Source organism: Streptomyces acidicola, from assembly GCF_009377235.1.
Taxonomy (GTDB): domain Bacteria; phylum Actinomycetota; class Actinomycetes; order Streptomycetales; family Streptomycetaceae; genus Streptomyces; species Streptomyces acidicola.
Map to the genome: position 1 here is coordinate 1 of NZ_VMNX01000251.1, position 13,810 is coordinate 13,810.

The following is a 13,810-nucleotide window of genomic DNA, read 5'->3' on the forward strand; positions in this document are numbered from 1 at the left end:
GGCCGGGGGTATCGGGGAGCCCGCGGGGGGGCCGTACGTGTACGTCTGCGGGTCGTGCGCGGAGGGCGGTACCGGGGGCGTGCTCGCCGGCGACACGGTGTCCGCGGGCGGTGCCCACGGGTTCGGCGCGGGGGCGGGCGGCTTGTCGAGCCGGACCCCGGGCGCCGGGACGGCGTCCTGCGGCTCGGGAGCGGGACCGGTGCCGGGACCGGGACCGGTGCCGGGAGCGGGACCGGTGCCGGGAGCGGGACCGGTGCCAGGAGCGGGACCGGTGCCAGGAGCGGGACCGGGACCGGTGCCAGGAGCAGCGGGAGAAGCCGGCGCCGCGTTCTCCGGAGGCAGAGGTCCGGCCAGGGGACGGTTCTCCGGGGCAGCCCAGGGGTCCTGGCCGGGGGTGTCCGGCATCTGCGGCGTGCGCGCCTCGTCGGACATGCGCGGGATCCCCTCTGTCGTACGTTCCGTCATGCTACGGCCCACGTCCGTCTCGCACGGGCCGCCGCCTACGATGATCCCTGAGTCATCGATCAGCCGATCACCCGCGTCCCCGACCACGGTCCTGGGGCGCCGTTCCCGGGGAGGAACCTTGACCGACCGCCACGCCGTACCGCAGGGCCCGACCGGCGCCGTCGGCGCCGCCGCCCGCGATCTGCACGCCTTCATCGCCGGTCTCCCGAAGGCCGAACTGCACGTGCACCACGTCGGCTCCGCCTCCCCGCGCATCGTCTCGGAACTGGCCGCCCGGCACCCCGACTCCAAGGTCCCCACCGACCCCGAGGCCCTCGCGGACTACTTCACGTTCACGGACTTCGCCCACTTCATCGACGTGTACCTGTCCGTGGTGGACCTCATCCGCACCCCCGAGGACGTCCGGCTGCTCACGTACGAGGTCGCCCGGGACATGGCCCGGCAGCAGGTGCGCTACGCCGAGCTGACCATCACGCCGTACTCCTCCACCAGCCGCGGTATCGACGCGCACGCCTTCATGGACGCGATCGAGGACGCCCGGAAGGCGGCCGAGGCCGACTTCGGGACCGTACTGCGCTGGTGCTTCGACATTCCCGGAGAGGCGGGCCTGGCCTCCGCCGAGGAGACGACCCGGCTGGCCACGACCGACGGGCTGCGCCCGGAGGGCCTGGTCTCGTTCGGGCTCGGGGGGCCCGAGATCGGCGTACCGCGGCCGCAGTTCAAGCCGTTCTTCGACCAGGCCATCGCCGCCGGACTGCGTTCCGTGCCGCACGCCGGCGAGACCACCGGCCCCCAGACGATCTGGGACGCCCTGACCGAGCTGCGCGCGGAGCGCATCGGGCACGGCACCAGCGCCGCGAAGGACCCGAAGCTCCTCGCCCACCTCGCCGAGCAGCGCATCGCCCTGGAGGTCTGCCCAACCTCCAACATCGCCACCCGTGCGGTCCGCACGCTCGACGAACACCCGATCAAGGAGTTCGTGCGGGCCGGGGTCCTGGTCACCATCAACTCCGACGACCCGCCGATGTTCGGCACGGACCTCAACAGCGAGTACGCCGTCGCCGCCCGCCTCCTCGACCTCGACGAGCAGGGGCTGGCCGCGCTCGCCAAGAACGCGGTGGAGGCGTCCTTCCTGGACGACGCGGGCAAGGCGCGGATCGCGGCCGAGATCGACACGTACACCTCGGCCTGGCTCACTCCCTGAGATCCCCGGGCTCCGGCACTGCTGCCGGGGCCCCGGGCCAGCACAATGGAGCCCATGCGCACCGTGACAGCCGTGGCCCATCGCGGCCACCCCTACCGTGCCCGCGAGAACACGATCGCCTCCCTGCACTCCGCGCTCCAGGCGGGCGCGGACGCGGTGGAGATCGACGTACGGCTGACCCGGGACGGCATGCCCGTCCTGCTGCACGACGCGACCCTGAAGCGGCTGTGGGAGCAGGACCGACCGCTGGTCTCGCTGTCCTCGGCGGAGGTGCGCGGGCTCACCGGCGGCGGGGTGCCGACGCTGGCGGACGCGCTGCACGCCGCCGGGGACACCCGGCTGATGATCGACCTCCCGGGCGCGGCCGACCCCCGGGCGGTACGGCGGATCGTGGACGTCGTCCGGGAGTGCGGGGCCGAGGAGCGGGTCTACTACTGCGCGGGCGCCGACACGATGCTCGCCGTGCGCGCCGCCGCCCCTTCCGCCGAGATCGCCCTGACCTGGACGACACTCGCCCCACCGCGCCCGGCGCTCCTCGACGCCATCCGCCCGCGCTGGCTCAACTACCGCTTCGGGCTGGTGACCCGGGAGCTGGCCGCCCGCGTGCACCGGGACGGCTATCTGCTGTCGGTGTGGACCCCCGACACCCGCCGATCGATGCGTCGGCTGCTGGACGCGGGAGTCGACTCGATCACGACGAACCGCATCGACATGTTGTGCGCACTGCGCGCGACGTAGGCGGCCGGTCGGAAGGCATGAGGAACAGGCCCCCTAGGGGCAGCCCCAGGACCGACTCCGGGGACCGCGCCCTCCTCAGTGACGATCCGCGAGACGCGTACCCCACAGCACGATCAGCGGCAACACCCGTTCCCTGCACAGGAGTTGCCGATGCCCCCTCGTACGCGCTCAGCCGTCGTCCTCGCCTCCGTCCTCGCCCTGGGCGTGGCGGCCGGCCCCACGGTGGCCGCCGCCTCCCCATTGCACCGACCGCCGGCACGCTGCGACACCACGGGCCCGAACCCCACCGCGCTCTGCGACGCGATCTCCGAGCTGCCGGACGACCACGCGACGGCCGCGCTCGTCCGGGTCGGCGGCACCGCCGGCACCTGGCGGGGCAGCGCCGGGGGCCGCGACCTGACGACGAACCGCCCCGCCCTGGAGAACGGACGCTTCCGTACCGGCTCCACGACCAAGGTGGTGACCGCGGCAATGGTGCTTCAGCTTGCCGCCGAGGGGCGCGTGGACTTGGACGAGGACGTGGAGACGTACCTTCCGGGCCTCCTCCCCGACGCCTTCGAGGAGCCCGTCACCGTGCGAAACCTGCTGACCTTCACGAGCGGGCTGAAGCCGGGCAGAGACCTCGGCCCGGTCGACGGCGAGGGCTACGACAACCGCTATGTCACCCTGGCTCCCGAGGAGGTCGTGGCCTCGTCGGTCGCCAAGGGCCCCGCCTTCGGCCCGGGGGACAAGCAGAAGTACCAGAACATCGACTACACCGTCCTCGGCATGCTGATCGAGCGGCTGACGGACGACTCGTACGAGCATCAGGCGTACGTGCGTGTGCTGAAGCCGGTCGGTATGGAGGACACCTCCTTCCCCGGCGGCCCGGACCCCCGTATCCACGGCCCGCACAACCGCGGCTACCAGTTCCTCGCGGATGGACGCCTGGTCGACGCCACGGAGTGGAACATGTCCGACCGGTGGGCCGCGGGCGACATGATCTCGACCACGGCGGACCTGGAACGGTTCCTGGTCGCGCTGTTCAGCGGAGAGGTCGTGCCGAAACCGCTACTGAAGAAGGAGATGCTCACGGTGGCGGACGCCCCTGGCGCGACGATGAGCGCGGGCCTGACGCTGCAGAAGCTCCCGAACGGCCGCGAGCTGTGGTTCAAGACGGGCGCCCGCCCGGGCTACAGCACGGGCATCGGCGCCACGGAGAACCTGTCCTTCACCCTCGTGTACTCGGTCAACGCGACCAACGCGAAGTCCGAGGAGGGGAACCCGGTGGTCGACCGGATCATCCAGGCCGCGCTCGGCTAGCCGCGACGGGAAGCCGGACTCGCCTCACCCCAGCGGCTCCTCCAGCGGTATGTGCCGCACGCCCGGCAGGTTGCCGTCGAGTTCGCCGGGTTCGAAGCGGCACATGCCGAGCACGTGCCAGAACTCGCCCGTGACGTCGCCCTCGTACTTGTAGCCGCCGGACGGCGACAGCGCGGCCCAGCCGCCGGGCATCCCGACCAGGGTGGCGCGCAGGGTGGCGGGGGCGTCGGCGGGGACGTTCCAGAGCCGTACCGTGCCGTCCTCGCCACCACTGGCCAGCAGGGAGCCGTCGGGGCTGAAGGCCACCGCCAGCACCCGGCCGGTGTGGCCGCTCAGGGCGGCGGTCTCACGGCCGGTGTGCGCGTCCCACAGGCGTACCGTCCGGTCGTCGCCGGCCGTCGCCAGCAGGGGGCGCATGGGGTGGGCCGCGGCCGTCCACAGCTTGCCGGTGTGGCCGGTCAGCCGGTGCGCGGCCGCGCCGTCCTGCCAGATCACGGCGTGCCCGTCCCAGGAGGCGCTGGCCAGCCAGGACCCGTCGGGTGCGAACGCCACGGCGTACACCCGGTCGGTGTGTCCGTCGAGGACGGCGGTGACGCGGCGGTCGGCCATGTCCCAGATCCGCACCTTGCGGTCGTCGCAGCCGGTGGCCAGGACCGCGCCGTCGGAGCGGAAGGCGATCGAGCGGACCCGGCCGAAGTGCTCGCCGATGGTGGTGACGTGTGCGCCGGTGGCCCGGTACCAGAGCCGTACGGTGTCGTCGTCGTTGGCGGTGGCCAGCAGTTCGCCGTCGGGGCTGAACGCCTCCGCCCACACGTGGTCCGTCTCGACGTCCATCTCGCGCTGGTACTCGCCGGTGGCGGCGTTCCACAGGTACATGTCGCCGTCGCTGCTCGCGGTGCCCAGCAGGGTGCCGCCGGGGCTGAACACCGCCGAGACCAGGCGGTCGCCCTGGCCGGTGAGTTCGCGCAGCCGCCGCCCGGAGGTGGCGTGCCACACGCCGACGACGCCGTCGTTGCCGCCGGCCGCCAGCATCGAACCGTCGGCGCTGAACGACACGGTGCCGATGCGCCGTCCGTGGCCGCGCAGGATGCGTCTGCCCTGGCCGGTGGCCGGGTCCCAGATCCGTACGACGCCGTCGTTGCCGCCGGTCACCAGCAGTGAGCCGGACTCCAGGGCGGGCGCGTCGGCGCCCGGACGGAACTTGCACACCCAGACCGAGCCGCGGTGTTCCGAGGGCTGCCGGCTCAGCGGCACGGCGACGGGCGTGCCGCCGGACACCGGGTCGGCGTCCGGGTCGATCCGCCACAGCCGGACCACTCCGGCGCTGTCCCCGGCGGCGAGGAGCGTCCCGTCGGGGTCGAACAGCACCTGGTACACGGCGCCGCGGCAGCCGCCGAGCAGCCCGGCTGGGCCGCCCGCGGCCAGGTCCCACAGCCGTACGTCCCCTTCGGTGTCGCCGCTCACCAGGAACCTGCCGCCGGGGTGGAAGTCCAGGGTGTAGACGCGGCCCGGGTGGCCCGTGAACTCGTGCAGCACCCGCCGCTCGGTGACGTCCCACACCCGGACCGTGCCGGCCCCCTGCCCGTCGCCCATGTCTCCGGTGGCGAGCAGGCGGCCGTCGGGACTGAACCGGGCCCGGAACACCGCGCCCCGGTGGCCCGGCAGTTCACCGAGCGGCCGTCCGGTGGTGATGTCCCACAGCCGTACGGCGGCGGAGGCGTCCCCGGTGACGAGGGTGGTGCCGTCCGGTCCGAAGGCCACCGTGTAGACGGGGGCCGCGTGGCCCGGCAGCCGGTGCAGCGGCATGCCGGAGGCGGTGTCCCACAGGGTGACCACGCCGTCGGCGTCGCCGGTGGCCAGCAGCGAGCCGTCGGCGTCGAGGACGACCGGCCAGACTCCGCCGGGGTGGATCCGCAAGCCGTGCCGGCACCGTCCGGAGACCGGGTCCCACAGGCGTACGGTGCCGTCGGCGCTGCCCGTGGCCAGCACCCGCTCACGGAACTTGACCGCGTAGACCCGGCCGGTGTGGCCCTGAAGGGTGCGCAGGGCGGTGCCGGTGACGGCGTCGCACACCAGCACTCCGCCGTCCTCGCTGCCCACGGCGAGGAGTTCGCCGTCGGGACTGTACGAGATGGGCTCGGGCAGCCGGCTGGTACGCATGTCGAACCCGTAGGGCACACCGACCGCGGAGGGCCGGAAGCCGGAGTCGACGGTCATGCCGGGGGCGATGGCGGCGGCGGCCAGTTCGGGAGTGTCCGGCAGGCCGGGCCCGGTGGTCGCCGAGACGAGTGCCGCCCGCCGCCACCGGCCGCCCTCCACCTGGGCGCCGGTCAGGTCGGTCCGGATCAGCCGGGCCCGCCGCAGATCCGCGCCGCGGAGATCGGCACCGGTCAGGTCGGCGCCGTCGAGCCACGCCCCGGTCAGCCGGGCGTGGCGCAGCACGGCGCCGGAGAGGTTGGCGCCGACGAGCCGGGCGTCGGTGAGGTCGGCGCGGGTGAGGTCGACGCCGGAGAAGTCGCGGTAGGAGAGGTCCTCCCCGGCCAGGGCGGCGCCGCGCAGGTCGGTGTGGGAGGGGACCCGGAGCCGGGTGAGGATCTTCACGGCGTTGGCGCGGGCGGTCTCCCCGCCCCGCACGGTCAGCTCCGGGTCGTCCCCCGCGGCGGCGCTCAGCGCGCTCTCGGCCCACTCCTGGCAGACCCGGTGGTCGGCGAGGTCGCACAGGAACTCGACGGCCAGTCGGCTCAGTTGGCGGCGTGCCAGCAGTGTGGTGTCGTCGGCGGCCAGCCGTCGGGCGCACTCGCGGGCGATCAGCCACTCCACCACCGAGCCGTGGATGAACCGGAACACGCCGTCCTCGCTGCGGACCAGCAGGCTCCCGGAGCCGACGGCGTGCGCGGCCTGCGGCACGGACAGCCGGCTGTCGGCGAGTCCGGTCAGGGTCTCGGCCACGTCGGTGAGCTCGTCGAGCCGCAGGGAGTCCTGGCCGCTCTCCCACAGCCGCAGGGCGAGCGCGGTGACCGCGTTCCACAACTGGTCCAGGCTGAGTCCGGGCGCGCGGCCGGGGCCGCCGGTGCCGCGGTGCGCTTCGAAGCGCAGCCAGGCGGTGAGCACCTCCTGGTAGAGCCCGGCGGGGCTGAGCGCGCGGCCGGCTCCGGCGACGGCGCGCAGCTGGTCGTCGTCGAGGTCGGCGACGAAGCCGAGCAGCCGGGGGTTGCGGCACAGGGCGAGCAGATCGGGGATGGCGTCCAGGAGCCGTACGCGGCGGTCGGCGGCGCGTTCGTCGCCGTCGTAGCGGTTGACCAGATAGGCGCGGATCTGCTGGGGGGTGAACTCCTGGACGGCCAGCACCCGGCGCTGGGGGAGCAGGCCGACGCGTTCGCCGAGCGCGGTCAGCACCTGCCCCTGGGAGCGGAAGTGCTGGGTGCGGCTGCTGACCACGATCTTGGCGTTGTCCACGGCGGAGTCCAGCAGCACCTGGAGGCGTTCGGCGGCGCGGTCGTAGCTGACCTGGGTGACCAGTTCGTCGAAGCCGTCGAAGAGCAGCACGATCCGGCCCTGCTGGAGCATGTAGCGGAAGGCGCGCAGGTCGATGTTGTCGACGCCGTGGGCGGCGAGGTGGGCGGCGACCAGTCCCTCGAAGGAGTAGGCGCGGTCCAGCGCGTTCAGTTCCACGAGCAGCGGGACCAGGTGCGGCAGTTCGGCCGGGATGCGGCGGGCCAGCTCGCGCAGCGCGAAGGTCTTGCCGTGCCCGAAGTCGCCGAGCAGCAGCAGGAAGCGGCCCTGGTCGGAGTCGAGCAGCCGGAGCATGTCGTCGACCAGTCCGTCGCGGTCCTCGGCACCGAGGCGTTCCACCTCCCGGTACCGCTGCGGCAGGTACATGTCCGGGGGGTAGCGAGGGTCGGTGCGCAGTCGCTCGCTCTGTGCGCCGACGTAGCCGCGCAGATCGAGCAGGCCCTGGAACTCGGTGAAGCTGCGTACTCGTACGCCCCTGCGGCGGGCCAGGTCGCGCAGGTCGCGGGCGGGCGGCGGGCCGTCGTGGACGAGTTCGGCCTCGGTCTCGGAGTCCGCGGCGTGCACGAGGGCGACGAAGCGCTCGACGTCCTGTGCGGTGGGGGTGCCGGTGTGCACGGCCACCCGCTGCTGCCGGACGAAGCCCGACTGGGTCCAGGTGACGAGCAGTTGGGGCACCGGTCCGGCCACCGGGCGGATCTGGGCGCCCTCGTGGCGGGTGCGGCAGACCTCCGCGACCCGTGCCAGCAGCGCCTCGGCCGGGGACTGCACGGCGCGGAGCTCCGGCTCGGGCGCGCCATCGCCGCTGTCCGGGCCGGCCGGGTTCACGGCAGTGTCCGTCGTGGCGCTACCGGGTCCCACGGCAGCCGTGGGCTCGTCCGGGCCGGGCCCGAACGCGCGGTGGGCGCGCCGCCACTCGACCGGGCGGCGCTGCGGACCCTGGTCCTGACCTTGGCCCTGCCCGTGGCCCTGGCCCTGGTCCTGCCAACTCGTCAGGCCGTCACGGCTGATGCGGAGCAACCGGTGCCGGCCCGGCCCGGCGGCGCCGAGCACCTGCACCTCACCGGACCCGGTGGCGAGGACCGGCTGCGTACCGGGGCCGCTCGGGCCGTGCAGCAGCAGGTGCAGCCGGGGCGCGGTCAGCCGGGTCAGCACGTCGGTGTCGCGCAGCGGGCCGGCACCGTCCGGGGCTCCGGCGCGGGCCGCAACGGTCCGGACGGTGCCGGGCGGATGGCGCAGTACGCCGATCCGCAGCCACCCCTCGTCCTCGTACGGGCGCAGCGCCTGGGCGAACCAGGCGGCCTGCTCGGGGCCGACCATGCCGTACTGGTCGTCGAGGCGGTGGCTGTAGGCCATCGAGGAGTTCAGGCCCGCGACGACGGTGTGCAGTTCGGGCACGGGGAAGAGCGTCCACGGCTGGTCGCTGTCGAAGACGGCGTCGAGGCCCTGGTAGAGCTCCTGGAAGAGCCGGGCGAAGTGCCGCCACTTGGGCCAGTACGGCGGCCGGGGCGGCATCTCGTCGGCCTCGCAGGTGCTGAAGTAGGCCCGGCAGGCGGCCTGGTTGACGTCCTGGCCGCCGGGCACGAGGGCGACCCGGTGCGGTTCGAGGCCGAGCAGCGCCCGCAGGCCGGTGAGGAAGGCCAGCGCCTGCTCGAACTCCCGCGGGCTGCCGGAGGCCGTCAGGTCGCCGGTGACCACCAGCAGGTCGGGGGCGGGGGCACCGGCGTCGGTGAGTTCGACGAGGTCGCCCCAGATCGCCGCCTGCAACTCGGCGGGGTCCTGCCCGCGGCCGAAGGCGGGCCCGGCCAGGTGCAGCACGGTGACCGCCTCGCGCGCCTCGACGTCCCCCCGGGTCAGCGGGTACGACGGCGGTGCCGCGGGCCTGCGCCGGCCGGCCCAGCCGAGGCCTCCGAGCGGACGGGCGGGCGTCGGCGGAGCGGTCGGCTCCGGCGGAGACGCGGGCGCGGACGCCGGGAGGCCGTTCCCGCCCGGGTAGCCGGGGCTCAGGCTGGGCCGGGCGCGGCCGTCGAGGGCTTGACGGACCCTGGTGAGGAGCAGTTCCCGGGCGGCCGACGGGTCGGTGACGGGGACCAGGTCGACGTAGGTGATGGTGGCCAGCAGGCCCTCCACCGGAATGTCCTCGACGCGCACGGTGAGGAGCCGTCGCTCCGGGGCGTCGGGGTCGGCGCGTAACGCGGCCTGCCACTCCATCCGGCCGTACCGGGAGCGCTCGTAGTTGCGTGACAGTACGGCGATCACGGCCGCGGACTCACTGACCCCGCGGTCCATGAAGTCGACGAAGTTGGTGCCCGGCACGAAGTCCCAGGCCTGAAGGACCGTGCGGTACCCGGCCTCCTCCAGCGTCCACGCGATCCAGGACGCCCAGCGTTCGTCGGCCGGAGAGTAGCTGACGAAGAAGTCCAATGGTCCGGTTTCCCCCGTGGTGATCTGCCGCCCCATATATTCATGATGCAATGAGAGAGCCTCGGTATGAACCGTTTTCACGACGACTCATGTGGCGACTCCCGTGCCGACTTCTGTGGCGACGAGGCCCGGCCGGGAAAGCGGCTCAAGAACAGCCCCTGGTCACAGCTGGGCACAGATGTGCGACCCTTCCCTCCGTGCGTGTCTTTCTGCGTCTGCATGTGCTGGACCGGGTGGCGATCGGCCTGCTGGTGGTCGGGCTGCTGTGCCTGGCCACGGGGTTGCTGCCCACCGCGTCGGCGGGTGACGCGATGACGCGGATCGCCCCGCTGCTGGCGTTCCTGGGCACGGTGATCGTGCTGGCCGAGCTGACCAGCAAGGCGGAGGTCTTCGACGTGGTGGCGGCGCGCGTCGCCCGGGCCGGGCGGGGCAGCTACGCGGCCCTGTTCCTGCTCTGTGTGGCCTTCGCCTCCGTCACCACGATCGCCCTGAACCTGGACACCACCGCCGTGCTGCTGACCCCGGTGATGCTGGCGCTCGCCTCGCGGGTCGGCATCGCCGCGGTGCCGCTGGCGATGACCACGGTGTGGCTGGCCAACACGGCGAGCCTGCTGCTGCCGGTCTCCAATCTGACGAACCTGCTGGCCGCGGACCGGGTCGCGCTGTCCCCGCTGGGCCTGGCCTCGCGGATGTGGGCGCCGCAGCTGGCGGCCATCGCGGTGACCATGGTCTGCCTGTGGCTGTTCTACTGGCGGCGCGGAAAGCGTGACGGAGCCGGGGCCGACAGCGGGATCGAGCGAGCCCTGCCGGAGCCCGGCGCCCCGGCCGCGGGCCCCGGAGCGGCCCGCGCGGACGCCGTACAAGCGGGAGACGCGGGAGACGTACGGGGCGCGGGGAACACCGACCGCTACCGGCCTCCCGAGGTGCACCGTCCCGCCGACCCGGTGCTGTTCCGGGCCTGCGGGCTCGCCTGCGCCGGCTTCCTGATCGCGATCCTGGCCGACGTGGAGCTGTGGGTGGCGTCCGCCACGGCTGCGGCCGTCGCCGTGGCGGCCTTCGCGGTGCGCCGCCGCTCTGCGCTGCGGCTGTCGCTGGTCCCGTGGCGGCTGCTGGTGATGGTGCCCGGGATGTTCCTGGTCGTGGAGACGGTCAACGTCAATGGGCTGCACGATCTGCTGGCCTCGGCGGTCGGCCATGACGGCGGCCTCCTGGGCCTGTTCCGGGCGGCCGCGGTCGGCGGGGGCCTGTCGAACGTACTGAACAACCTCCCCGTCTACCTGGCCGGGGAGGCAGCCGTCCCGGTGGGCAACCACGACCAGCTGCTCGCGCTGCTCATCGGCACCAACGTGGGGCCGGTGGTGACGCCATGGGCCTCGCTGGCGACGCTGCTGTGGTACGAGCGGTGCCATGCGTACGGGGTGCGAGTGCCGGTCGCGCGGCTGATGGGGACGGGTGCGGTGCTGGCCGTCACCGCGGTGCTGGCATCGGTGGTGGCGCTGACGCTGACGGCGTAGGCGGGGTTACGGGACGGAGCGTCGCGGCACGTACGAAGGCCCGCCGTACCCGACGGCCCCGGACATCGCCACCAGCTCCAGCAGATGCGGCAGCACCTCCGGCCGCCCCGCGACGAACGAGCGCTCGGTGTCGGGCCCGGTGAAGCCGCCGCCGAACTCACGGCCGTCCAGGTGCCGGACGGCCACTCCCGCCTCGCGGGCCAGCAGCGCCCCGGCCGGCAGATCGATCGCCTCCGCGCGGTAGCCCACGAACCCGTCGATGTCCCCGCGGGCCAGCATGGCCCAGGTCAGCAGCGGCGCCCACAGCTGGAGCAGCCGTCTGGACCGGTTCTCCAGGGTGTGCCTCAGGGCGCGGGCCGTAGGGTCGTCGCGGCCGACCGCGTGGCCCTGGGTCCAGGCGAGCAACGGTCCCGCCGACGAGAGCGGGCGGCCTCCCGCGACGCCCGCGAGCCGTCCGCGCGGCCCGTGCGCGCCGCCGCCGCGCAGCGCCGACCAGGTGCGTCCGGTGACCGGATCGTGCACGACGCCCACCACCGACGCCTCGTCGACGCACAGGGCGATGCCGACCACGTAGGCGGGCAGCCCGATCACCACGTTGTTGCTGCCGTCGAGGGGATCGACCAGCCAGGTGCGGCCGCCGCCGTCGCCGCGCAGTTCCCCGGATTCCTCGGCGAGGATCCGGTCGTGCGGGAAGCGCTCCCGGATGCGGTCCACGACGAGGCGTTCGGCCATCAGGTCCAGATCGGTGACGACATCGCCGTGTTCGCCCTTCGGGCGCGCGGCGAAGTCGTCCGGGAACCGGGACCGCAGCAACGCCCCGGCCTCCTCGGCCGCGGCCACCGCCGTACGGCACTCGGAGGCGAAGCCGGCCGACGGGTCACCGGCCGACGGGTCACCGGCCGACGGGTCAGGAAAGGGATTCCGGTTCGGGCTCATGGATCCTCCTGAGGGCGGCTTGGGCGATCCGGGCGGTCTGGGCCGCGTCGCACGTCCTGCGGACCATGCGGTGGCCGGGGCCCGACAACGGGCCGAGGGACAGGTCCGCCCTGCCGGGCAGCGTGCGTCCCAGTACCAAGGTGGCGGCCGGACGGCCGCCCGGCACCACGCTGGTGTGGAATTCACCCGCCGGAAGGGAGTAGGTCTGCCCTCGCGCGGTCGTCTGTTCGGCGCCGGGCAGACAGCGCACCAGCCGCCCGGTCGGCCGCAGGTCGTCGACCCCCGACGGATCGCTGTGCACCTCGAACACCCGGTGGGTGGGCTGCGCGGGCTCGTCGTGGACGCGCATACGCCGGTTGCCGAGCCGCCCGTACAGCACGGTGCTCGTCAAGTCCCAGCTGTGCGAGTGCACCTGAGGGACGGTCGGCTCCGGCTGTGGCATGCCCCCGAAGACATGGACGCAGACCCCCCGGGGACCGTCGCGGAGGACCGGCAGGCAGATGAAGCCCAGTGGATGACGCACCGCGCGCAGGGCACGGCGGCCCGAAACGATCTGCTCCAATTCCATTGCGGCATGCCGCAACAGCTCGGCGGCGGCCTCTTGCCGGCCGGCCCGTTCCAGGGCCCGGTAGTCCATCGTTCCCCCCTCGGCCGAAACACGGCGCTCACCTGCGGTAGGGGTCCTCCGCCCGCAGTGCCCTGTCGATGATGTCGCCGACGTCCGGGTCGGTGAAACTGGTCGGCAGCGGCAGACCGAGCCGGTCGAGCAGTCGTCTGGCCTCGTCCACCGTCGGCTCGTCGCTCAGCGGTGTGGCCTCCCGCAGATCGAGCTTGACCGCCTGCTCCCTGCTCTGGTGCAGCTCGGTGACGTAGTAGTCGTACAGCGGCCGGCCGCGCTCCACGTACAGGCTCACGCGGCGCGGGTCGTCCTGGGTGATGATCAGGCAGCTGTCGGACAGGTCGAAGCGCAGGGTCGGTGCCACCGAGGACAGGTGCACGTCGATCTCCAGGGTGTCCAGCCGCTGCCGGTGCCAGGCGGCGGCGAGCACGGTGGCGTACGATTCCTTGCGGGTGCGTTCGACGGTCCACTCCGGGTGCACCCCGGCGTCGCCCTGGCGTCCGAAGGTGCGCCGGAACCGGGCGTAGGCGGTGCAGACCCGGTCGTCGGCCGGGTTGAGGATGTCGATCTTCATGCTGAGGGAGCGGCGCTGTCGCTTCACCTCCTCGACGCACTCCGGCAGGGTGACGGCACGCAGATAGGTGCCGGTGCCGCCCTTGAACACCCAACGGGTGGTGTTCCGGCGGGCCTTCTCGTGCGCCAGGCCGACCTCCGCGCCGGACAGTGTCCGCACCATGGCGAGGTCTTCGATGGCCCGGCTCGTGCCCTCGGTGGCGCCCCGGATGTCGGCCATCCGCCGCCGGCGCTCGGTCAGCGATCCGTACACCAGCGCCGCCAGGACCAGCAGGGTGGCGCCGGAGACGATGTTGTTGTCGAAGTTGTCGTCCAGGATGTCCAGTACGCCGATGACCAGGGCGACACCGATGGCGACGACACCGTCCGCGTTCCTGACCGCCCAGGCGATCCGGTCTTCCAGCCGACGCCCGGACGACTGTGATGTGTTGCGCGTCACGTCCCACCCTCCCCCGATGGTGCCCTCCATGGTAGGAGCAACGGCACTCCGGCGGCCACGGTGCGTGAATCGGCCTCGACTGCGGG

General features: G+C 73.4%; 8 protein-coding genes and 1 pseudogene. 4 read left to right on the top strand and 5 right to left on the bottom strand.

Annotated features, from left to right (window positions below):
- A pseudogene (locus tag FPZ41_RS49055) lies at nt 1-432 on the bottom strand (hypothetical protein); the annotation flags it as partial.
- A 151-nt stretch (nt 433-583) separates the two neighbouring features.
- Between FPZ41_RS49055 and FPZ41_RS38765 the strand changes: the two are divergent.
- The 3 genes from FPZ41_RS38765 to FPZ41_RS38775 all read left to right on the top strand — a co-directional run bounded on the left by FPZ41_RS38765 (nt 584) and on the right by FPZ41_RS38775 (nt 3,709).
- Nucleotides 584-1,669, top strand: a complete 1,086-nt coding sequence (locus FPZ41_RS38765; RefSeq protein ID WP_152868534.1) for an adenosine deaminase — start codon at nt 584-586, stop codon at nt 1,667-1,669.
- A 54-nt stretch (nt 1,670-1,723) separates the two neighbouring features.
- Nucleotides 1,724-2,407: a glycerophosphodiester phosphodiesterase gene (locus FPZ41_RS38770; RefSeq protein ID WP_152868536.1), complete on the top strand. Its 684-nt coding sequence runs from the start codon at nt 1,724-1,726 to the stop codon at nt 2,405-2,407.
- 150 nt (nt 2,408-2,557) lie between these two features.
- Nucleotides 2,558-3,709: a serine hydrolase domain-containing protein gene (locus tag FPZ41_RS38775; RefSeq protein WP_152868538.1), complete on the top strand. Its 1,152-nt coding sequence runs from the start codon at nt 2,558-2,560 to the stop codon at nt 3,707-3,709.
- Nucleotides 3,710-3,733: 24 nt separating this feature from the next.
- On the opposite strand, the gene FPZ41_RS38780 is transcribed toward FPZ41_RS38775, so the two are convergent.
- Nucleotides 3,734-9,679 (bottom strand): WD40 domain-containing protein, encoded by a 5,946-nt coding sequence (locus tag FPZ41_RS38780; protein WP_152868540.1) that lies wholly within the window; start codon nt 9,677-9,679, stop codon nt 3,734-3,736.
- 161 nt (nt 9,680-9,840) lie between these two features.
- Here FPZ41_RS38780 and FPZ41_RS38785 point away from each other — a divergent pair, with 161 nt between their 5' ends.
- On the top strand, nt 9,841-11,157 hold the full coding sequence (locus FPZ41_RS38785) for an SLC13 family permease (protein ID WP_322621282.1): 1,317 nt from the start codon (nt 9,841-9,843) through the stop codon (nt 11,155-11,157).
- Between the two features lie 6 nt (nt 11,158-11,163).
- Here the strand turns inward: FPZ41_RS38785 and FPZ41_RS38790 are convergent, their stop codons facing one another.
- Genes FPZ41_RS38790 through FPZ41_RS38800 form a run of 3 tightly spaced genes read right to left on the bottom strand, consistent with a single transcriptional unit; the run spans nt 11,164 to nt 13,724 of the window.
- The gene (locus tag FPZ41_RS38790) at nt 11,164-12,093 is read right to left on the bottom strand and encodes an inositol monophosphatase family protein (RefSeq protein WP_152868545.1); all 930 of its coding nucleotides are present in this window, start codon (nt 12,091-12,093) and stop codon (nt 11,164-11,166) included.
- Nucleotides 12,065-12,730 (bottom strand): hypothetical protein, encoded by a 666-nt coding sequence (locus tag FPZ41_RS38795; RefSeq protein ID WP_152868546.1) that lies wholly within the window; start codon nt 12,728-12,730, stop codon nt 12,065-12,067. Before FPZ41_RS38795 ends, FPZ41_RS38790 begins: the two co-directional genes overlap by 29 nt.
- A gap of 28 nt (nt 12,731-12,758) precedes the next feature.
- Entirely contained in the window at nt 12,759-13,724 is a 966-nt protein-coding gene (locus FPZ41_RS38800; protein ID WP_322621283.1) for a hypothetical protein, read from the bottom strand.
- Nucleotides 13,725-13,810: the final 86 nt, after the last annotated feature.

Bases quoted from the DNA above. Each gene is read 5' to 3' on its own strand.
- FPZ41_RS38770 (WP_152868536.1), top strand. From the start codon at position 1,724: ATGCGCACCGTGACAGCCGTGGCCCATCGCGGCCACCCCTACCGTGCC.
- FPZ41_RS38775 (WP_152868538.1), top strand. From the start codon at position 2,558: ATGCCCCCTCGTACGCGCTCAGCCGTCGTCCTCGCCTCCGTCCTCGCC.
- FPZ41_RS38780 (WP_152868540.1), bottom strand. From the start codon at position 9,679: ATGGGGCGGCAGATCACCACGGGGGAAACCGGACCATTGGACTTCTTC.
- FPZ41_RS38790 (WP_152868545.1), bottom strand. From the start codon at position 12,093: ATGAGCCCGAACCGGAATCCCTTTCCTGACCCGTCGGCCGGTGACCCG.
- FPZ41_RS38795 (WP_152868546.1), bottom strand. From the start codon at position 12,730: ATGGACTACCGGGCCCTGGAACGGGCCGGCCGGCAAGAGGCCGCCGCC.